Here is an 18,945-nt window from a genome sequence, read left to right as displayed (position 1 = left end):
GCATGATCTTTCCGGAAAACCGCTTCGCACTTTTCCGGATCATGCTTTAGCACGCGCAGCCGTCATGCGCGTTCTGTCGCGCCGGCGTGCACAGCGTGCTGTAGATCTTGCCTTCCGGGCTGAAGCGAAACGAGGCGTGGATACGCAGGGCGCCCGCGACGGAATATTCGAGATCGACGCCATCCGGCGCCGGCTCGATCTCTTCCAGCCCGAAACCCGCCGCCAGGTAGGCGCTGAGCCGCGATCCCCAGTAGCTTTCGAGCTCGCGCCGGCCGCGATGGTAATGCTGCGTGCCGTTGCACATGCACTCGACCTGCGCATCGTCCGCATAGAGGTCGAGCAACATCCCGAGGTCGCCCTTCCTGCAGGCATCCACCCAGTCGACGACAATTCCCATCTGATCGAAATCGCTCACGCTGCATTCCTATCTGCCGCGGACAAACTCAAGCGCGGCTTAGGATCACACTCGTGAATACGCGCTGAATAATAAAGCCCGGGCGATTCCGGGTTCCCTCCGGGAACCTACGGGCGCCATTAACCTTCGCGCCGCGCTCTCACCCAGACGCCGAAGGCGATCAACACGGCGCCCGCGAGCGTGAACCAGGTGACGGCGTATTGCAGGTGATCGTCCTTGAGATGCACGTCCAGCGCACCGGGGCGCGGGATTCCGTTGTCGGGCGCCGGCTGCTCCAGGTCGACATAGAACGGCGCCACCGCGCCCCAGCCGAGCGTACTTGCGATCGCGAGATGATCGCGCACGAACCAGAGCCGCTTGTCGCGGTTCGCCGCCGGCGTCATCCAGCCCGGTGCCTCGGGGAAGCGGAGATAGCCGGTGAGCGCGACCGGCTGCCCGGTGACGAGCTTCTTCACCGCACGGTCCTCGACGCTGCGGTCCTGCATCGTGTTCTCGATGAAGCCCGCATCGATCACGACCATCTCGCCGGTCGCAAGCCGCGCCGGCAGGAAGGCCCAGGTGCCGGGACCGGAAGCGTCCTTGCGCACGGCGGAGCCGGACGAATAGACCATCGCGTCAGGCAGCGGAGCGTAGGTCGCAGTGAAGCTGACGCGGCGGAATTCATCGCGGGCGGGGTTCAGCGCCGCCCATTGTGCAGCCGGCGGCAGCGCAATGGGAGCCGCCGCCAGACGCTCGGTGAGCGCCGCGATCAGCTCGTGCTTGGCGGTCCGGCGCTGCAATTGCCAGACGCCGAGAGCCACGAAGACGGCAGTCAGGAAAAGCGTGAACAGCGCGAAGCCGGCCACGCGGGGCTTACGCGCGGTCTCGTTCATTTCGCGCGGTCGATCAGCCGGCCCGGCGCCGCCTTGTGATGGAATTGCAGCGCGATCAGCAGCGACTTCATGGAACGCAGCGGCAGCAGCGTGGTGGCGAGGATCAGCGGCAGCCAGAGCACCGCATGCAGCCAGAACGGCGGCTGATACTTGACCTCGACGACCAGTGCGCAGCCGACCACGATGGCGCCGGCCAGCATGATGATGAAGATCGCCGGACCGTCGCCGGAATCGATGAAGGCATAGTCGAGGCCGCAGCGCTCGCAAGCGGGGGCGAGGTTGAGGAAGCCCGCATAGAGCTTGCCCTGGCCGCAGCGCGGACATTTGCAGGCAAGCCCGCGCATCGCGCTCTGCAGGACGGTGGTCTCAGGCTCGGATGGACCGGCGGTATCGTTCATGACGGCTTACTTTATCACATTTCCCGCAGAATCTTGCGGCGGCCGGAAAGCGAAAGGGCGGCCCTGCGGCCGCCCTTTCCAATCAATCCATCACAGCTCAGTGCGCGCCGTGAGCCATGGCCTCGGCACCGCGTCCCCACACATAGATGCAGAGGAACAGGAACAGCCAGACCACGTCGACGAAGTGCCAGTACCAGGCGGCGAACTCGAAGCCGAGATGCTGCTTCGGCGTGAAGTGGCCGGCATAGGCGCGCGCAAGGCACACGATCAGGAAGATGGTGCCGACCAGCACGTGGAAGCCGTGGAAGCCGGTCGCCATGAAGAAGGTCGCGCCATAGACGTTGCCGGCGAAGGAGAACGCCGCGTGGCTGTACTCAAAGGCCTGCACGCAGGTGAAGAGCGCGCCGAGCACGACGGTGAGGATCAGGCCGTATTTGAGGCCCTGGCGATCGTTCTCGAGCAGCGCGTGGTGGGCCCAGGTCACCGTGGTGCCCGACGTCAGCAGGATCAGCGTGTTGAGGAGCGGCAGGTGCCAGGGATCGAAGGTCTCGATGCCCTTGGGCGGCCAGGTGCCGGGCACCGCACAGGCGCCGGCCTGGGTGCCGAGGCCGCAGCCGAACACCGCATCGCGGGTGGCATGGACGGCGTCGGCCGGAAACAGCGCCGCGTTGAAATAGGCCCAGAACCAGGCCACGAAGAACATCACCTCGGAGGCGATGAACAGGATCATGCCGTAGCGGTGATGCAGCTGCACCACGCGGGTGTGGTCGCCCTTGTACTGGGCTTCCTTGATCACGTCGCCCCACCAGCTTGCCATGGTGTAGAGCACGCCGACGGTGCCGACGCCGAACACGATCGGGGCGGCCGCGAACATGTGATGCATCCAGGCGATCGCGCCGACCGCCATGATGAAGGCCGAGAGCGAACCGACGGCCGGCCAGGGAGAGGGATCGACCAGGTGATAGTCGTGATGCTTGGTATGCGCCGTCGCCATTTCCGTCTCTCTCCTCAATCCCGTGCCTATCAGGCACTTATCCCCTTGTTTCCGACCTGCCGAGCGATGGGCGCGGCGGTCAGAGATTTCCCTTGCGTCTGTCGTCCTCGCCCGATGCCAGCGGCTTCACCACCGGATCCTTCACCGGATAGAACGTGTAGGACAGCGTGATCGTGCTGAGCCCGTCGTTCTCGTGATCGTCGGCGATCGAGGGATCGACGTAGAACACGACCGGCATCTCGCGCTTCTCGCCCGGCGCCATGGTCTGCTCGGTGAAGCAGAAGCAGTTGATCTTCTGGAAGTAGGAGCCGACCGTCAGCGGCGCGACGTTGTAGGCGGCTTGCCCTGCGGTGGTGCGCGCGGCCTGGTTGGTCACGGTGTAGAAGACGGTCACGACCTGGCCGATATTGACCTCGATCTCGTTCTGCTCCGGCTCGAACTTCCAGGGCAGGCCGGGCGCGACGTTGGAATCGAAGCGCACCGCGATCTTCCGTGCGATCGGCCCGGTGACCGGTGCGGAGGTCGCGACCTGGGTCGTGCCGTTGAAGCCGGTGGCGCGGCAGAACCAGTTGTAGAACGGCACCGCCGCATAGGAGGCGCCGACCATCAGCGCGACCACTCCCCCGCAGATGGACGCAACCACCACATCGCGGCCCAGCCCGCGGCTTTTGGCCGGCTTGGCGCTGATGTCCTGCGATATGGTCGGCTCGTGATCCATGTTTCCTACATCGGCCGGACTAGCACTGCCGGTCCCTTGACCATGGTGACGGCGAAGAACAGCACCACGAGCACGCCGAGCGCCAAAGCAATGGCGATGGAGCGCTGACGACGGCTCTTCTGCTGCGCCTCGGTGAGGACGATTCCATCTGGCTCGCGTTTGTCAGCCATTCCCGCCTCATGCGCCCCCAACCATCGGAGCAAGCGCCCGATACACGACCTCGGCCAGCAGGGTCGCGAACAGCGCGAACAGATACAGGATCGAGAAAGCAAACAGTTTTCGGGTCGCACGCAGCGACTGGCTGCGCTCGCGGCGCAGATAGACGTTGATCGCGAGCACCAGCATGCCGGCGCCGAGGATCAGCGAGACCACGCCGTAGACGGCGTCGAAATAGCCGAGCGCCCAGGGCGCGGCGGCAACCGCGATCAGCACGACGGTGTAGAGCAGGATCTGCAGACGCGTCGCGTCGGGGCCGGCGACGTTGGGCAGCATCGGAATGCCGGCGCGCGCATAATCGTCGGAGCGGAACAGCGCCAGCGCCCAGAAATGCGGCGGGGTCCAGAAGAAGATGATGGCGAACAGCAGCAGCGGCTCGACGTCGACCGTGCCGGTCACCGCAGCCCAGGCCACCACCGGCGGCAGCGCGCCGGCGGCGCCGCCGATCACGATGTTCTGCGCGGTCCAGCGCTTCAGCCACATCGTGTAGATCACGACGTAGAAGAAAATCGTGAAGGCGAGCAGCGCGCCCGCGATCCAGTTGACGAGGATGCCGAGCGTCATCACCGAGAAGAAGGCGAGCGTCGTGCCGAACGCCATCGCCTCGGGACGGGTGATGCGGCCGCGCGGGATCGGCCGATTGGCCGTGCGCGACATCTTGGCGTCGATATCACCTTCGAGCGCCATGTTGAGCGCACCGGAGGCACCGGCACCGACTGCGATGCAGAGCAGCGAGGTGATCGCCAGCACCGGGTGGAAATGCCCGGGCGCCATCGCCATCCCGACCAGCGCGGTGAAGATCACCAGCGACATCACCCGCGGCTTGAGCAGCGCGATGTAGTCGCTCACCTCCGCTTCGGAGATGCGGGGATTGATGTCGGCGGCGTTGTGGTCGAGGACGGACACTTAATTCAACTCGCTTCGTTATAGAGCCGCGGCGCCCGTCACGGGCGCCGCGGGAGATCGATTACTGCACGCGGGGCAGCACTTCGAACTGGTGGAAGGGCGGCGGCGAGGGCAGCGTCCACTCGAGCGTGGTCGCACCCGCACCCCACGGATTGTCGCCCGCCGGCACCTTCTTCATGAAGGCGTCGAGCACGCAGTAGAGGAAGATCAGGACGCCGAAGCCGGAGATGTAGGAGCCGACCGACGAGACCAGGTTCCAGCCCGCGAACGCGTCGGGATAGTCGACGTAGCGGCGCGGCATGCCCGACAGGCCGAGGAAGTGCTGCGGGAAGAACACGAGGTTCACACCGATGAAGGTGACCCAGAAGTGCGCCTTCGCCAGCGTCTCGTTGTACATGTAGCCCGACATCTTCGGGAACCAGTAGTACCAGCCGGCAAAGATCCCGAACACGGCGCCGAGCGACAGCACGTAGTGGAAGTGCGCGACGACGTAATAGGTCTCCTGCAGCACGCGGTCGACGCCGGCATTCGCCAGCACGACGCCGGTGACGCCACCGACCGTGAACAGGAAGATGAATCCCACCGCCCAGATCATCGGGGCGCGGAATTCGATCGAGCCGCCCCACATCGTGGCGATCCACGAGAAGATCTTCACGCCGGTCGGGACCGCGATCACCATCGTGGCAGCAACGAAATAGGCCTGCGTCGCCGACGACATGCCGACCGTGTACATGTGGTGCGCCCAGACCACGAAGCCGATGCCGCCGATCGCGACCATGGCGTAGGCCATGCCGAGATAGCCGAACACGGGCTTGCGCGAGAAGGTCGACACGATCTGGCTGATCATGCCGAAGGCGGGCAGGATCAGGATGTACACCTCGGGGTGACCAAAGAACCAGAACAGGTGCTGGAACAGCACGGGGTCGCCGCCGCCGTCGGGCGCGAAGAACGTCGTGCCGAAATTGCGGTCGGTGAGCAGCATGGTGATCGCACCGGCGAGCACCGGCAGCGACAGCAGCAGCAGGAACACCGTCACCAGGATCGACCACACGAACAGCGGCATCTTGTGCAGGGTCATGCCCGGCGCGCGCATGTTGAAGATCGTGGTGATGAAGTTGATGGCGCCCAGGATCGACGAGGCGCCCGCCAGATGCAGCGACAGGATCGCGAAGTCGACGGCCGGGCCCGGGTGGCCGGAGCTCGACAGCGGAACGTACATGGTCCAGCCGGCGCCGACGCCGTTGGCGCCCGGCTCGCCCTCGACGAAGGTCGACATCAGGAGCAGCGCGAAGGAGGCCGGCAGCAGCCAGAACGAGATGTTGTTCATGCGCGGGAACGCCATGTCGGGCGCGCCGATCATCAGCGGCACGAACCAGTTGCCGAACCCGCCGATCATCGCGGGCATGACCATGAAGAAGATCATGATCAGGCCGTGCGAGGTCACGAAGACGTTGTAGGTGTGCGTCTCGTGGAAGATCTGCACGCCCGGATACATCAGCTCGGCCCGGATCGCGATCGACATCGCGGCACCGATGATGCCGGCGATGACCGCGAAGATCAGGTACATCGTGCCGATGTCCTTGTGATTGGTCGAATAGACGTAGCGCCGCCATCCGGTCGGATGGGCGTGCTCGTGGTCATGTCCGTGGTCTTGCGCGTGATCGCCGTGTGCCGCTGCGCTCGTTGCCATTTTCAAATCCTGCCTTGCGTCCCAATCGGACCTTTGGAGGTCCCGCCCTTTTATGTCGCTTTCGGTCCCCTCGAGCCTCGACCCGGCGCTTACTGCGTCGGGCCGGCCGCGGAGGCGTAGGTGCTGGTGCCGCCGCTCGCGAATTTCTTCTTCGCCGTCTCGACCCAGGAGGCGAACTCCTGGTCGCTGACCACGCGGATCGCGATCGGCATGAAGGCGTGATCCTTGCCGCAGAGTTCAGAGCACTGACCGTAGAACATGCCGGTCTTGGTAGCCTTGAACCAGGTCTCGTTCAGCCGGCCCGGGATGGCGTCGATCTTGACGCCGAAAGCCGGCAGCGCGAAGGCGTGGATGACATCGGCGCCCGTGACCTGGACGCGAACCACCTTGTTGACCGGCACCACCATCTCGTTGTCGACGCCGAGCAGGCGGGGCTGCTTGTCCTGGGCCATCAGCGAGTCGAACTCGAACTTGCCGTTGTCGGGATAGGCATACGACCAGTACCACTGCTTGCCCGTCGCCTTCACCGTCAGATCCGCCTTCGGTATGTCGAGCTCCAGGAACAAGAGGCGGAACGACGGCACTGCGATGCCGACCAGGATCAGCACCGGAACCAGGGTCCACACCACCTCGATCAGCGTGTTGTGGGTGGTCCGCGACGGCACCGGATTGGCCTTCGCGTTGAACTTGATGACCACGATGATCAGCAGCGCCAGGACGAACAGCGTGATCAGCGTGATCAGCACGAACAGGAAGTTGTGGAACCAGACGATGTTGTCCATCACCGGCGAGCCGGACTGCTGGAGCGTCCACTCCCACGGTGCCGGCTGTCCAAGCTCGGCGAATGCCGCGCCGCCCGTCGCCAGCGTCAGGCCAGCAACGGCCAATCCCAGCAAATGCCGGCCTACCCGGCCCATCGACATCCTCATGCCGTTCGCGCTCCCCTTACGAAATCACCCCAAGTGCATTCCCCTGTTTCCGGGAAACGCTTATTCGATTCGTCCGTCTGACAAACCGCCGCTCAAGAATACCTCTAAGAGGAATTGGGGCCAGATCGCTAGAACGCCGAAATCAAGCCTCTCAAACCATAATTCTTGATCTATCGCAATGCAGTCTTGAGCCCCGTCTGCCAGCGATCACCCGCAAGATATTTCCTAGTAACATCAGACAAAATTACCGTTTCCCGGGATGCCGCGGCTTGACAGCGGAATTGCCCGTTGTAGGCACTTGCGGACGGCCGCACAGGAACCTGATTCGGGCCGGCAGTGGCGGCCTCGGCGGCGCGGAATTTGCTTGGGAATTGCCTTCAAGACGCCGTCATTTCCGTATCAGTCCACCCGCGCAGGCGACCCAAGCGAGCAGAGGGACCGACCCCGATGGGGCTTACGAGATGCATGGCCAGGCAGGCTACAAGGCAGGCTAACGGCCTCTCGGCGCTGGCAGCCCTGCTGGCTGCGGTCGTTCTCCTCGCACTTCCGGGCCTCGCCCATGCGCAGGGCGCGGTGCGCTCCGTCCATGGCGACTGGCAGATCCGCTGCGACACCCCGCCGGGCGCCCAGACCGAGCAGTGCGCCCTGATCCAGAGCGTGGTGGCGGAAGACCGCTCCAATGCCGGCCTGACCGTGATCGTGCTCAAGACCGCCGACCAGAAGAGCCGCCTGATGCGGGTGGTCGCCCCGCTCGGCGTCCTCCTGCCCTCCGGCCTCGGCCTCAAGCTCGACAACCAGGACGTCGGCCGCGCCGGCTTCGTGCGCTGCCTGCCCAATGGCTGCGTCGCCGAGGTGGTCATGGACGACAAGCTGCTCGGCCAGCTCCGGAACGCCAAGACCGCCACCTTCATCATCTTCGAGACCCCGGAAGAAGGCATCGGCTTCCCGCTCAGCCTGAACGGGCTCGGCGAGGGCTACGACAAGCTGCCGTAGGGCGATATCCGGTCGCACGTTCTAAATCCCGTCATCCCTAGAACAGCAGCGCCATCTGGATGATGTTCTCATACACGCCGTCGATCCTGACGGCGTTGCGCGACAATCCCTCGACGGCAAAGCCGACCCTCTTGTAGAGCCCAATCGCGCTCAGATTGTTCTCGCGAACAGAGAGCTCGACCCGCGTCATGCCCGATCCTTGCGCGGCGGCGAGCGTCGTCGTGATCAGCCGTGTTCCGAGGCCCTGCCCTCGAAAAGGCTGCAAAATTCCCATCCCGAGGATGCCCCCATGGGCGTAGATCGAGCGTGGATGGCGCCTGACATCGCACCAACCGACGACGTCCCCGCCGGAAAGCGCAATGAATTGCGGATTCCCCTGCGCGATCATGTCGAGGACGAAGCTGCGCGTCGCCTCCAGCGGAGGCGCCTCGAGAAAGGCCAGATAGCGCCGCTCCCGTGCGATGGTGTCGAGCGCGCGATGGAAGCTTTCGATCTGCGCTTCGGATATGGCAATGATTTCAATCATGTCGTTTCGGTAATGTGACGCCCCGCCCTCTCGCCGAACGGTTCGGAAGCCATTATCTTGCCCGACATCTCTCCGACAATGGGTGATCGATGACCAACCCCGCCACAACCTCCCTGCTCGACCGTGCCAATCTCGACCGCGACCAGGTTCGCAACGAGGTCGCGCGCGGGCTCGCCGGCGCCGACGACGGCGAATTGTTCCTGGAATACAGCCAGACCGAAGCGCTGATGTTCGACAATGGGCGGCTGAAGCAGGCGACCTACGACACCTCGCAGGGTTTTGGTCTGCGCGCCGTCAAGGACGACGCGGTGGGTTACGCGCACTCTTCCGACGTGTCGCTGCCGGCGCTGATTCGCGCCGCCGACGCGGTCGCGGCCGTGCGCGGCGGCTACTCCGGCAGCTTTGCGGCCCCGCCGGCGCATACCAACGTGCGGCTTTATAGTGACGATAATCCGCTCGATGCGCCGGGCTTCGAGACCAAGGTCAAGCTGCTGGCCGAGATCGACGCCTATCTGCGCGACAAGGATCCGCGGGTGCGGCAGGTCAGCGTCAGCCTCGGCGCGACCTGGCAGGTGGTCGAGATCCTGCGGCCCGACGGCGAAAGCTATCGCGACATCCGCCCGCTGGTACGCGTCAACATCTCCGTCGTCGCCGGCCAGGGCGACCGTCAGGAGAGCGGCAGCAAGGGTTATGGCGGCCGCGCCGGCTATGCCGAATTCATCGAGAGCAAGAACTGGCGCGATGCCGCCGACGGCGCGCTGCGCGAGGCCCTCGTCAATCTGGAATCGATTCCGGCGCCCGCCGGCGAGATGGACGTCGTGCTCGGGGCCGGCTGGCCCGGCGTGATGCTGCATGAAGCGGTCGGCCATGGCCTCGAAGGCGACTTCAACCGCAAGAAGACCTCGGCCTTTGCCGGCCTGATGGGCCAGCAGGTCGCGGCCAAGGGCGTCACCGTGGTCGACGACGGCACCATCGCCTCGCGCCGCGGCTCGCTCTCGATCGACGACGAGGGCACCCCGACCAACCGCACCGTGCTGATCGAGGACGGCATTTTGGTCGGTTACATGCAGGACCGTCAGAACGCCCGCCTGATGAACATGAAGCCGACCGGAAACGGCCGTCGTCAGGGCTATGCCCATGTGCCGATGCCGCGCATGACCAACACCTACATGCTCGCGGGTGACCGCGATCCGGCCGAGATCCTCGCCTCCGTCAAGAACGGCGTGTTCGCCGCGAATTTCGGCGGCGGCCAGGTCGACATCACCTCGGGCAAATACGTATTCCAGTGCACCGAGGCCTACAAGATCGAGAACGGCAAGATCGGCGCGCCCCTGAAGGGCGCGATGCTGATCGGCAACGGGCCGACCGACCTGCATCGCATCCGCATGATCGGCAACGACCTCGCGCTCGACACCGGCATCGGCACCTGCGGCAAGAACGGCCAGGGCGTGCCGGTCGGCGTCGGCCAGCCGTCGCTTCTGATGGAACGCATCACCGTGGGTGGAACAGGCGCATGAGCGTTGAAAAAGTAACTGCACCGGCCAAGCGCAAGAGCAGCGGCTGGGGCGGGCAGATCGTTCAGCTCGCCGGCATTGTCGTCGCCGTGTTCATCGCCAAGGGCGCGCTCGCCGAGCCGTTCTACGTGCCGTCGGGCTCGATGGAGCCGACGCTGCTGATCGGCGACGCGCTGCTCGCCTCGAAATTCCCCTATGGCTACGGCACCTCGTCGCTGCCGATCCAGATCAACCTGCCCGAGAGCGGCCGTGTCTTCGCGGAGACGCCGAAGCAGGGCGACGTCGTGGTGTTCCGCTGGCCCGGCGATCGCTCGCAGGCCTGGGTCAAGCGCGTCGTCGGCCTGCCCGGCGACCGCATCCAGATGCGGCAGGGCCAGCTTTTCATCAACGACCGCCCCGCCGAGCTGAAGCCGGACGGCGTTGGCTCAGCGGAAGACGACAATGGCGGCAGCGAACCGGCCTATCGCTATGTCGAGACGCTGCCGAACGGCGTCTCGCACCTGATCTTCAAGATGCGCGACAACGGCCCGCTCGACAACACGCAGGAAGTGACGGTGCCCGCAGGCCATCTGTTCGTGCTCGGCGATAACCGCGACAACTCCGCCGACAGCCGCGTGCCCCTGCGCTCCGGCGGCGTCGGCCTGCTGCCGGTCGACAATCTGATCGGGCGCGCCGACGCGGTGGTCGGCTCCTGGGATCTCGGCATGCGCAGCCAGCCGGTCTGGACCTGGCTGTCCGGCTTCCGGCTCGCGCGATTCTTCACCGCCGTGCATTGACGGGATCGTAGGGTGGGCAAAGCGGAAGCGTGCCCACCACATCTGTCGCAACGTGGAGAGATGGTGGGCACGGCGCGCGAAGAGCGCCCCTTTGCCCACCCTGCGATTTCCCGATGACCCGCGACGAATTTCTCGCTCTCGCCCTGCGCAATCCGATCAACGCAGCGATCGTCGACGAGCTCGCGCGGCTCGCTCTGCCGGATGCATGGCTGGTCTCGGGATGCCTGGTGCAGACCGTATGGAACGTGCTCACCGGCCGCGCCATCGATCACGGCATCGCCGACTACGACGCGTTCTATTTCGACCCTGACACCTCGTGGGAGGCAGAGGATGCGGTGATCCGCAAGCTGCATGAGCGGCTGGCGCAGCTCGGCGTCAAGGTCGAGATCCGCAACCAGGCACGCGTGCATCTGTGGTATCCCGGCAAGCACGGCCTGCCCTATCCGCCCCTGAGAAGCTCGACGGAGGGCATCGACCGCTTCCTCACGCAGAACACGCAAATCGGCGTCAGGCGCGCAGGCGATGGCTACGAGGTCTACGCGCCGCGCGGCTTTGGCGATGTCGTAGGGCTGATCGCGCGGCCAAATCCGGGGCCGAATTTTTCAGCGGCGAATTACGCGGTGAAGGCCGGGCGATGGAAAACGCTATGGCCGGAGCTCACGGTGATCGCGGCGGAGTGAAGTACCGTAGGGTGGATTAGCGAAGCGTAATCCACCACTGTTTATCTCCGCGGATGCAGAAGAGGTGGGTTACGCCGCGCGGACTGCGCTTCGCGCAGCCGCACAGCTAACCCACCCTACGGCATCCCGCCTACCGCACCACGCCCGACGTGAACCCCGCCTTCCTGCGCGGCGGCTTGATTTCCTTTTTCAGGAAGCAGCGCGCCTCGCGCCCGGTGTAGCCGGGGCGGGCGTAGGTGAAGGCGCGGCACTTGCTGTCGGCGGTGCAGGCGGCCTTGCAGGCCTCTACGCTTTCGCCGTCCTTGAGCTCGAAATTGCGCAAATCGCCGCCGGGGCGGTCGATCGACGTTTCCACGCCTTCGACGCGCGGCTCGATCACGCCGGCGCCGCGGACGCCGGAGATGCAGCAACTGCCGGGCACGCGCGGCGGCACGGTGTTCTTGAGCCAGCACACCGCCGCGGCACCGTCGATGTCGGGATAGCTGAAGCTCCAGGAGCGGCACTTGCGGTCGCGCTCGCACAGCAGCGCGCAATCCTCGGGGTCGCCCGAGGTGACCGGCGTGTTGAAATAGTCGCCGCCTGGCCGGTCGAAGGCCGTCTGGGCGCGCGCCGGCACGCTCGCAAACGCGAGCGAAAGCAGCGTGACGCATGCCACGACGCTCGCCATCACGGCCCCACGCAGGCGGCCCTTCCCCATCGGAACTGCTTTCGAGTTATTGACGACGCTCAGGTTTTTTCGGCCGACCATTTGATCGCCGCAAACCTGTATGGGCGATGAACGGCCGAAATCCCCGTCGTTGGCCTAAAGCATGATCCGGCCCCGAAGACCCGCGTTCGCACAAAGCGTGACGCGGTTTTCCGAGAGGATCATGCCCAAACAGGCTCTAGAACGCGTATTCCGCGTAGGCCGGTTCCACCGAGCCCTTCCAGGGGCCGTTGAACTTCTCGAGCATTTCCTCGGCCGGCGTCCGGCCGGAATCGATGATGCGGTCGAGCGGCTCGAGGTGCCGGGTCTCGTCGCGTCCGAGCTGGTCGATCCGGCCGCGCCGGCGCAGGCCGGCATGGGCCAGAACGAGGCATTCCTTGGCGATCTCGAACAGATAACGGTCCTTGATCCGCGACTTGAAGCCGAAGCGCGGCACGTCGTCGCGCAGGGCCTGGCGCTCATGCGCGCTCCAGTGCTTCACCAGGTCCCAGGCGGCATCGAGCGACACGTCGTCATAGAGCAGCCCGACCCAGAATGCCGACAGCGCCGGCAGGCGCCCCCAGGGGCCGCCATCGGAGCCGCGCATTTCCAGATAGCGCTTGAGGCGCACTTCCGGGAAGATCGTCGAGAGATGGTTGGCCCAGTCCGACAGCGTCGGACGCTCGCCGGGCAAATTGTTGTTGCGGCCGTCGAAGAAGGCGCGGAACGAGGAGCCCGAGACGTCGATGTAGTCCTCGCCGCGCTTGACGAAATACATGGGCACGTCGAGCGCATAGTCGACATAGCGCTCAAAGCCCATGCCGTCCTCGAACGCCCACGGCATCATGCCGGCGCGCGCATTGTCGGTGTCGCGCCAGATCTCGGAGCGGAAGGAGAGAAAGCCGTTCGGCCTGCCTTCGGTGAAGGGCGAGTTGGCGAACAGGGCGGTTGCGACCGGCTGGAGCGCGAGCGACACGCGCAGCTTCTTGACCATGTCCGCTTCGGAGGAGAAGTCGAGATTGGTCTGCACCGTGCAGGTCCGGTACATCATGTCGAGGCCGTACTGGCCGACCTTCGGCATGTAATTGGTCATGATCTTGTAGCGGCCCTTGGGCATCACCGGGATGTCCGAGCGCGACCAGGACGGCGTCATGCCGAGACCGAGGAAGCCGATGCCGAGCGGCGTCGCGATCTCGCGCACCTGGGCGAGATGCGCCATCAGCTCGCTCTGGGTCTGGTGCACGTTCTCGACCGGTGCGCCCGAGAGCTCGAACTGTCCGCCCGGCTCGAGCGAGATCGCGCCGCCTCCGGTGACGTCGTAGAGGCCGATGATGTTGCCCTTCTCCATGATCGGCTCCCAGCCGAGCAGGAGCTTCATGCCTTCGAGCAGCGCGCCGATGCCGCGCGCGCCCTCATAGGGCACCGGACGGTGGCCTTCGAGCGTGAACGGCGTCTTCTCGTGCTCGGTGCCCATGCGGAATTCGGACGGGTCCTTGCAGCCGGCCTCGAACCACGCGACGAGCTCGTCACGTGACTGCAGCGGCGTCATATCGATCTGGTCTCGCGCCATATCAAACTCTAATCAAAGGCGCTTCGACCGAATGCGCGCGGGGTGAAGGGGATCGTCCGCGAACCCACCGGGTGCGCGGACGTGCTGGTTGCCGCGCAATCATCGCGACGGCGTGCTTTCGTTGACGTTGGCGACGGGCGGCAGCTTCATCTCACCGCACGAGCAGCCCAGCCGGTCGAGCAGGCCGCTGAGCTTGACGGCATCGGCATCGGACAGTTTCGAGCCGACATATTTCTCGATCGCGGCAGAATAGGCGCCCCACATCCGCTTCTGCAGTTCGCGGCCGGCTTCGGTGATCTCCACGAACTGGCCGCGCTTGTCGATCTTGCATTCGCGCCGGGAGGCGAGCCCCTCGTCGACCAGGCGGTCGATCAATCGCGAGGTGGAGTATTGCGGGATCAGCATCTGCCGTTCGAGTTCCACCGGCCGCAGCTCGCCGGAGGGGGCGCGCGACAGCTCGAGCAGCGCGTCATACCAGGCCAGCGGCGGGAAGCCCGCCTTCTTCAGGTCCTGCTCGACGCAGTCGAGCACGCGGCTCTGCACCCGCATCAGGCGGATCCAGGCGGAGGTTGCCTCGGTCGATGGTTTGCGTTTCATGGTCCCGCTCAAGCTCGTCGCCCGTCTCTTACCTCACTCGATGCACGTGCATCAATCTTGACTATTGCATGCAGATGCATGTAGGCGTTCCTTCGCCGTAGCCAAGCGTCAAGAGGAGGAAATTCCATGAAGCTCTATTACTCGCCCGGGGCCTGCTCCCTGTCCCCCCACATCGCGCTCCTGGAAGCCGGCCTACCCTACGAACTGGTCAAGGTCGATATCCGGGCCAAGAAGCTCGAAGATGGTGAGGATTATCTGAAGCTGAACCCCAAGGGCCAGGTCCCTGCGCTGGGCCTCGACAGCGGCGAGATCGTGACCGAAGGCCCGGTGATTGTCCAGATGATCGCCGACCAGGCCTCAGCCAAGGCGCTGGCGCCCGCCCATGGCAGCGCCGAGCGCTACAAGCTGCTCGAATGGCTGAACTTCCTCACCTCCGAGGTGCACAAGAGTTTTGGCCCGATGTTCGCCCCCGCCCTGAACGACGAGGCCAAGGCCTTCTTCAAGGACCGCGTCATGGGCAAGCTGAAATACATCGATAGCCAGCTCGCCAGCCGCGACTACCTGATGGGCAAGCAGTTCACGGTGGCCGACGGTTATCTCTTCACGATGCTGACCTGGGCCGACCGGATGAAGTTCGACTTCACCGCGATGCCGCACCTTGCCGCCTACAAGGCCCGCGTCGCCGCGCGCCCCCAGGTGCAGGAGGCGCTGAAGAAGGAAGGGCTCGCGCAGGCGAAGTAGGCGCTCGCAAGACGGAACAAGCGAAAGGCCGGATCGAGGATCCGGCCTTTCTTCGTTGTGAACCATTCGACCGGCCGCGACGTCGAAGGACCATCTCCGCGAGACTGTTGCCCCATGAACATGATCGTCCTCATGACCGCCGCCGGCGCCCCGCTCGCGATGCTCGGCTTGTCGACGCCGGTCACGCCGCAACGCAGCTGCATCTTCATGGTCCATGCGCAGGTCACCTCGGCCGTGTTCGAGAGCAAGGAAGGAAAGATCGTCTTTCCGGACCGGCCGACCGAATATCCGTGCAGCTACGCCAAGAGGAAGGGCGGAACGGAGATCGCCTTCACCAACCAGAATGGCTGGCGCTTCGAGGTCCGCATTGACAGGGCCGACGAAGGAACCTGGAAAGCCAGTCTCGCCGACGATGCGGTCTCGGGCCGCGCGTTCTCGCCGTTCGGCGACAGCAAGTAAGAGAGCCAGATCAACGATCCGGCCTTTTTATTCGCCGCAGCGCGGCGCGAACCCGTTCCGCCGGATCATCGTACCTTGATTAGACTTATGAACGACTGTTCGCCAAATGTAAGTGGCGCTGTCTTGTCAGCACGCGTAAAGCGGGCGAGCTTGAGGCGTTGATTGAAGAATATTTGCACTCTCATCGGAGTTTAAGTTGACGATTGCCATCGTCCTGATCGTTGCAAGCGCGCTGGTGGGAATCGCGACAGGTCGCGTTTTCAGGATCTGGGCGCTGGTCGTGGTCTCGCCGTTGATCGCAATTGTCTCGGCGATCGTTCTTCGCACGTATGATTTCGGGATGGTGGGGGGCGTGACCGTCATTGCCGTTTGTCTTGTCGCCTCCCAGCTCGGCTATCTCGCGGCATCGTATCTGCTGCACGCTCGCGCGGTCTCACCGCATGACGAGGTCGACGGCGAGCCAGGCGAGATAGGCCAGCCAAAAATCGGCCGCCAGCACAAGTAGCGCCAACGCGACCCAGAGCGCCGGGCCCTTGCGGCGCAGGCGCGCCGGCTTCTGCTGCGATGAGAGAAGGCCAGTTGCGGACGCAACAGCATATTTCGCGGCAAGATCGCGACCGAGCGCGGTCTTCCGCAGCACCAAGGAGTTCATCAAGGGCAGCTTTCTCTTCGTCTTCGGCTTGCCGAGAAAATCGGCAAGTGTCCCAACGCGATTCGTGACCCTGACCCGCAGCAAGACTAGTGCCAGGGCCAAGCAAAAGAACGGCGCCGCTTTGGCGCGCCTATGACAATTGCGCGACGCCGCGGCAGCGGGGACTCTGGCACGGTTCCTATCCCGATTCTGTGAGCGGTTCCACAACCTGGAACAAATCTGATGCAACTGTGAGGATGCGCAAAAGAAAAAGGCCGGATCGATGATCCGGCCTTTGTTGTTGTCGCGTAGCCCGGATGGAGCGAAGCGCAATCCGGGGTCTCACGTGTCGGAAGCTCTGTCCCGGATTTCGCTGCGCTCCATCCGGGCTACGAAGTTAAACGATCAGATCAGGCTGCCGCCTTCTTCGGCGCGAACCGCCCGTAGAAGGTCTCTCCCTTCGCAGCCATCTCCTCGAGCAGCTTCGGCGGGGTGAAGCGCGAGCCGTATTTCGCTTCCAGCTTGTGGCAGAGCTCGACGAACTTCTTCGTGCCCATGAAGTCGATATAGGACAGCGTGCCGCCGGTGAACGGCGCGAAGCCGAAGCCGAGGATCGAGCCGACATCCGCCTCGCGCGGATCGGTGATGACGTTGTCCTCGACCGTGCGCGCGGCTTCCACCGCCTGCACCACCAGGAAGCGCTGCTTCAGCTCCTCGATATCGAGCGTATCGGGGTCGAGCTGCTTCGGCTGCAGCGCGGAGAGACCCGGCCACAGGCTCTTCTGGCCCTTGCCCTTCTCGGGATAGTCGTAGAAGCCCTTGCTGTTCTTGCGGCCGAGACGGCCCTGCTTCTCGACCATCTCCACCATCAGCTTCTTCTGATCGGGATTGATGGCGTTGGGGCCGAGATCGGCTTCGGTCGCCTTCATGATCTTGAGGCCGAGATCGAGCGCGACTTCGTCCGACAGCGAGAGCGGGCCGACCGGCATGCCGGCCATCTTGGCGCAGTTCTCGATCATCGCCGGCGGCACGCCCTCGAGGAACATCTCGTTGCCTTCGGCGACGTAGCGGCCGACGCAGCGATTGGCGAAGAAGCCTCTGGAGTCGTTGACCACGATCGGCGTCTTGCCGATCTGACGGACATAGTCGAGCGCGGTCGCCAGCGCGGCATTGCCGGTGTTCTTGCCGAGGATGATCTCGACCAGCATCATCTTCTCGACCGGCGAGAAGAAGTGGATGCCGATGAACTTGCCCTGGTCCTTGAAGCTCTCGGCCAGCGAGGTGATCGGCAGCGTCGAGGTGTTCGAGGCGAAGATCACGTCCGACTTCATATATTCCTGCGCCTTGGCGAAGGTGTCCGCCTTGACCTTGCGGTCCTCGAACACGGCCTCGATCACGAGGTCGACGTCCTTCAGCGCCGCGTAGTCCGCGGTCGGCGTGATGCGCGCGAGCAATGCTTCGGCATCCGCCGGCTTGGCGCGGCCCTTCTTGATCTGATCCTCGATCACCTTCTGCGCATGCGCCTTGCCCTTGTCGGCGCTCTCCTGGTCGCGATCGATCAGGACGACGTCGAGGCCGGCGCGGGCCGAGACGTAGCCGACGCTGGCGCCCATGAAGCCGGCGCCGATCACGGCGATCTTCTTCACCTTGGTGGGGGGCACGTCCTTCGGACGGCGCGCGCCCTTGTTGAGCTCCTGCATCGACAGGAACAGGCTGCGGATCATCGCGGCCGCTTCCTTCGAGCGCAGCACCGAGGTGAAGTAGCGCGACTCGACGCGGAGCGCGGCGTCGATCGGCAACTGCAGGCCTTCATAGACGCAGCTCATGATCGCGCGCGCGGCCGGATAGTTGTCGTAGGTCTCGCGGCGATAGATCGCGTTGCCGGCCGGGAACATCATCATGCCGGCCTTCGAGAACACAGGGCCGCCGGGCAGCTTGAAGCCCTTCTCGTCCCAGGGCGCGACCGCCTTGCCGCCGCCCTTGATCCACTCCTTCGCGGCCTTGATGAGGTCGGCGGCGGGAACGATGGCGTGGATCAGGTTGAGCGCCTTGGCCTTGTCGACGGTGACCGGATCACCCTTGAGCAGGATGGTCATGGCGTCCTGCGGCGGCACCAGGCGCGGCACGCGCTGCGTACCGCCGGCGCCGGGGAACAGGCCGACCTTGACCTCGGGCAGACCGAGGCGGGTCTTGGGATTCTCGGCCGCCACACGATAGTGGCAGCACAGCGTGATCTCGAAGCCGCCGCCGAGCGCGAGGCCGTTGATCGCGGCCGCCCACGGCTTGCCTGATGTTTCGATCGAGCGCAGCACCTGCGAGAAGCGGCGGCTCTGGTCGAACAGCATCTGGTTCGCGGCGGTCTCGCCCTGCTCCTTGAAAACCTTGGCGTAGGCCTGGTTCATGCCTTCGAGCATGGAGAGGTCGGCGCCGGCGCAGAACGCCTCTTTCGCCGAGGTGATGACGACGCCCTTCACGGACGCATCAGCCGTGGTCGCCTTGACGATCGCGTCGAGTTCGCTGGTCGAGGTCTCGTCGAGCACGTTCATCGAACGGCCCGGGATGTCCCAGGTGACGAGCGCGATGCCGTCGGAATCGGTCTCAACCTTGAAGTTCTTGTACGACATAGTGGTTGCTC

21 protein-coding genes are annotated in these 18,945 nt (G+C 64.6%); 7 read left to right on the top strand and 14 right to left on the bottom strand.

What is annotated here, in order from left to right; all coding sequences use genetic code 11:
* Nucleotides 1-46 precede the first annotated feature (46 nt).
* The 9 genes from JQ603_RS16360 to coxB form a co-directional block, all read right to left on the bottom strand.
* The gene (locus JQ603_RS16360; RefSeq protein ID WP_212340947.1) at nt 47-415 is read right to left on the bottom strand and encodes a nuclear transport factor 2 family protein; all 369 of its coding nucleotides are present in this window, start codon (nt 413-415) and stop codon (nt 47-49) included.
* A gap of 119 nt (nt 416-534) precedes the next feature.
* The gene (locus JQ603_RS16355) at nt 535-1,287 is read right to left on the bottom strand and encodes an SURF1 family protein (RefSeq protein WP_212340946.1); all 753 of its coding nucleotides are present in this window, start codon (nt 1,285-1,287) and stop codon (nt 535-537) included.
* Nucleotides 1,284-1,685 carry a DUF983 domain-containing protein gene (locus JQ603_RS16350; RefSeq protein WP_212340945.1) on the bottom strand — a complete coding sequence of 134 codons (402 nt, stop codon included), beginning with the start codon at nt 1,683-1,685 and terminating at the stop codon, nt 1,284-1,286. Before JQ603_RS16350 ends, JQ603_RS16355 begins: the two co-directional genes overlap by 4 nt.
* A gap of 97 nt (nt 1,686-1,782) precedes the next feature.
* Nucleotides 1,783-2,679 (bottom strand): cytochrome c oxidase subunit 3, encoded by an 897-nt coding sequence (locus tag JQ603_RS16345; RefSeq protein ID WP_212340944.1) that lies wholly within the window; start codon nt 2,677-2,679, stop codon nt 1,783-1,785.
* A gap of 79 nt (nt 2,680-2,758) precedes the next feature.
* Complete coding sequence (locus JQ603_RS16340; protein WP_212340942.1) at nt 2,759-3,397, bottom strand: cytochrome c oxidase assembly protein; 639 nt, start codon at nt 3,395-3,397, stop codon at nt 2,759-2,761.
* Nucleotides 3,398-3,402: 5 nt separating this feature from the next.
* Complete coding sequence (locus JQ603_RS16335) at nt 3,403-3,567, bottom strand: CoxF protein (RefSeq protein ID WP_183245705.1); 165 nt, start codon at nt 3,565-3,567, stop codon at nt 3,403-3,405.
* Nucleotides 3,568-3,574: 7 nt separating this feature from the next.
* Nucleotides 3,575-4,519: a heme o synthase gene (locus JQ603_RS16330; RefSeq protein WP_212340940.1), complete on the bottom strand. Its 945-nt coding sequence runs from the start codon at nt 4,517-4,519 to the stop codon at nt 3,575-3,577.
* 61 nt (nt 4,520-4,580) lie between these two features.
* Nucleotides 4,581-6,209 (bottom strand): cytochrome c oxidase subunit I, encoded by a 1,629-nt coding sequence (gene ctaD, locus JQ603_RS16325; RefSeq protein WP_018644975.1) that lies wholly within the window; start codon nt 6,207-6,209, stop codon nt 4,581-4,583.
* An 89-nt stretch (nt 6,210-6,298) separates the two neighbouring features.
* On the bottom strand, nt 6,299-7,138 hold the full coding sequence (gene coxB, locus JQ603_RS16320) for a cytochrome c oxidase subunit II (RefSeq protein WP_212340938.1): 840 nt from the start codon (nt 7,136-7,138) through the stop codon (nt 6,299-6,301).
* A gap of 447 nt (nt 7,139-7,585) precedes the next feature.
* On the opposite strand from coxB, the gene JQ603_RS16315 reads away from it, so the two are divergent.
* Nucleotides 7,586-8,131: an invasion associated locus B family protein gene (locus tag JQ603_RS16315; protein WP_212340937.1), complete on the top strand. Its 546-nt coding sequence runs from the start codon at nt 7,586-7,588 to the stop codon at nt 8,129-8,131.
* A gap of 37 nt (nt 8,132-8,168) precedes the next feature.
* Here JQ603_RS16315 and JQ603_RS16310 read toward each other — a convergent pair whose 3' ends face one another.
* Complete coding sequence (locus JQ603_RS16310) at nt 8,169-8,657, bottom strand: GNAT family N-acetyltransferase (RefSeq protein WP_212340936.1); 489 nt, start codon at nt 8,655-8,657, stop codon at nt 8,169-8,171.
* An 89-nt stretch (nt 8,658-8,746) separates the two neighbouring features.
* Between JQ603_RS16310 and tldD the strand changes: the two genes are divergently transcribed.
* The 3 genes from tldD (at nt 8,747) to JQ603_RS16295 (ending at nt 11,627) form a co-directional block, all read left to right on the top strand.
* Nucleotides 8,747-10,174, top strand: coding sequence for a metalloprotease TldD (gene tldD, locus JQ603_RS16305; protein WP_212340935.1), 1,428 nt, complete (start codon nt 8,747-8,749; stop codon nt 10,172-10,174).
* Complete coding sequence (gene lepB, locus JQ603_RS16300) at nt 10,171-10,947, top strand: signal peptidase I (RefSeq protein ID WP_212340934.1); 777 nt, start codon at nt 10,171-10,173, stop codon at nt 10,945-10,947. The genes tldD and lepB overlap by 4 nt, the downstream gene beginning before the upstream one ends.
* A gap of 113 nt (nt 10,948-11,060) precedes the next feature.
* Nucleotides 11,061-11,627, top strand: a complete 567-nt coding sequence (locus tag JQ603_RS16295; RefSeq protein WP_212340933.1) for a nucleotidyltransferase family protein — start codon at nt 11,061-11,063, stop codon at nt 11,625-11,627.
* 130 nt (nt 11,628-11,757) lie between these two features.
* On the opposite strand, the gene JQ603_RS16290 is transcribed toward JQ603_RS16295, so the two are convergent.
* The 3 genes from JQ603_RS16290 to JQ603_RS16280 form a co-directional block, all read right to left on the bottom strand.
* Entirely contained in the window at nt 11,758-12,324 is a 567-nt protein-coding gene (locus JQ603_RS16290) for a PAN domain-containing protein (RefSeq protein WP_212340932.1), read from the bottom strand.
* Nucleotides 12,325-12,511: 187 nt separating this feature from the next.
* Nucleotides 12,512-13,882: a glutamate--cysteine ligase gene (locus tag JQ603_RS16285; protein ID WP_212340930.1), complete on the bottom strand. Its 1,371-nt coding sequence runs from the start codon at nt 13,880-13,882 to the stop codon at nt 12,512-12,514.
* A 99-nt stretch (nt 13,883-13,981) separates the two neighbouring features.
* Nucleotides 13,982-14,479: a MarR family winged helix-turn-helix transcriptional regulator gene (locus JQ603_RS16280; RefSeq protein ID WP_018644966.1), complete on the bottom strand. Its 498-nt coding sequence runs from the start codon at nt 14,477-14,479 to the stop codon at nt 13,982-13,984.
* A 126-nt stretch (nt 14,480-14,605) separates the two neighbouring features.
* Here JQ603_RS16280 and gstA point away from each other — a divergent pair, with 126 nt between their 5' ends.
* The 3 genes from gstA to JQ603_RS16265 all read left to right on the top strand — a co-directional run bounded on the left by gstA (nt 14,606) and on the right by JQ603_RS16265 (nt 16,184).
* Nucleotides 14,606-15,220 (top strand): glutathione transferase GstA, encoded by a 615-nt coding sequence (gene gstA / locus JQ603_RS16275; protein WP_212340928.1) that lies wholly within the window; start codon nt 14,606-14,608, stop codon nt 15,218-15,220.
* 114 nt (nt 15,221-15,334) lie between these two features.
* Complete coding sequence (locus JQ603_RS16270) at nt 15,335-15,679, top strand: hypothetical protein (RefSeq protein WP_212340926.1); 345 nt, start codon at nt 15,335-15,337, stop codon at nt 15,677-15,679.
* 196 nt (nt 15,680-15,875) lie between these two features.
* On the top strand, nt 15,876-16,184 hold the full coding sequence (locus tag JQ603_RS16265; RefSeq protein WP_212340924.1) for a hypothetical protein: 309 nt from the start codon (nt 15,876-15,878) through the stop codon (nt 16,182-16,184).
* A gap of 536 nt (nt 16,185-16,720) precedes the next feature.
* Here the strand turns inward: JQ603_RS16265 and JQ603_RS16260 are convergent.
* Nucleotides 16,721-18,934 carry an FAD-dependent oxidoreductase gene (locus JQ603_RS16260; RefSeq protein ID WP_212340922.1) on the bottom strand — a complete coding sequence of 738 codons (2,214 nt, stop codon included), beginning with the start codon at nt 18,932-18,934 and terminating at the stop codon, nt 16,721-16,723.
* Nucleotides 18,935-18,945 lie beyond the last annotated feature (11 nt).

This window comes from Bradyrhizobium liaoningense (genome assembly GCF_018130825.1).
GTDB lineage: Bacteria > Pseudomonadota > Alphaproteobacteria > Rhizobiales > Xanthobacteraceae > Bradyrhizobium > Bradyrhizobium liaoningense_B.
Note: the sequence above shows the minus strand (reverse complement) of the source record. Positions and strands in the feature narration are given on the sequence as shown.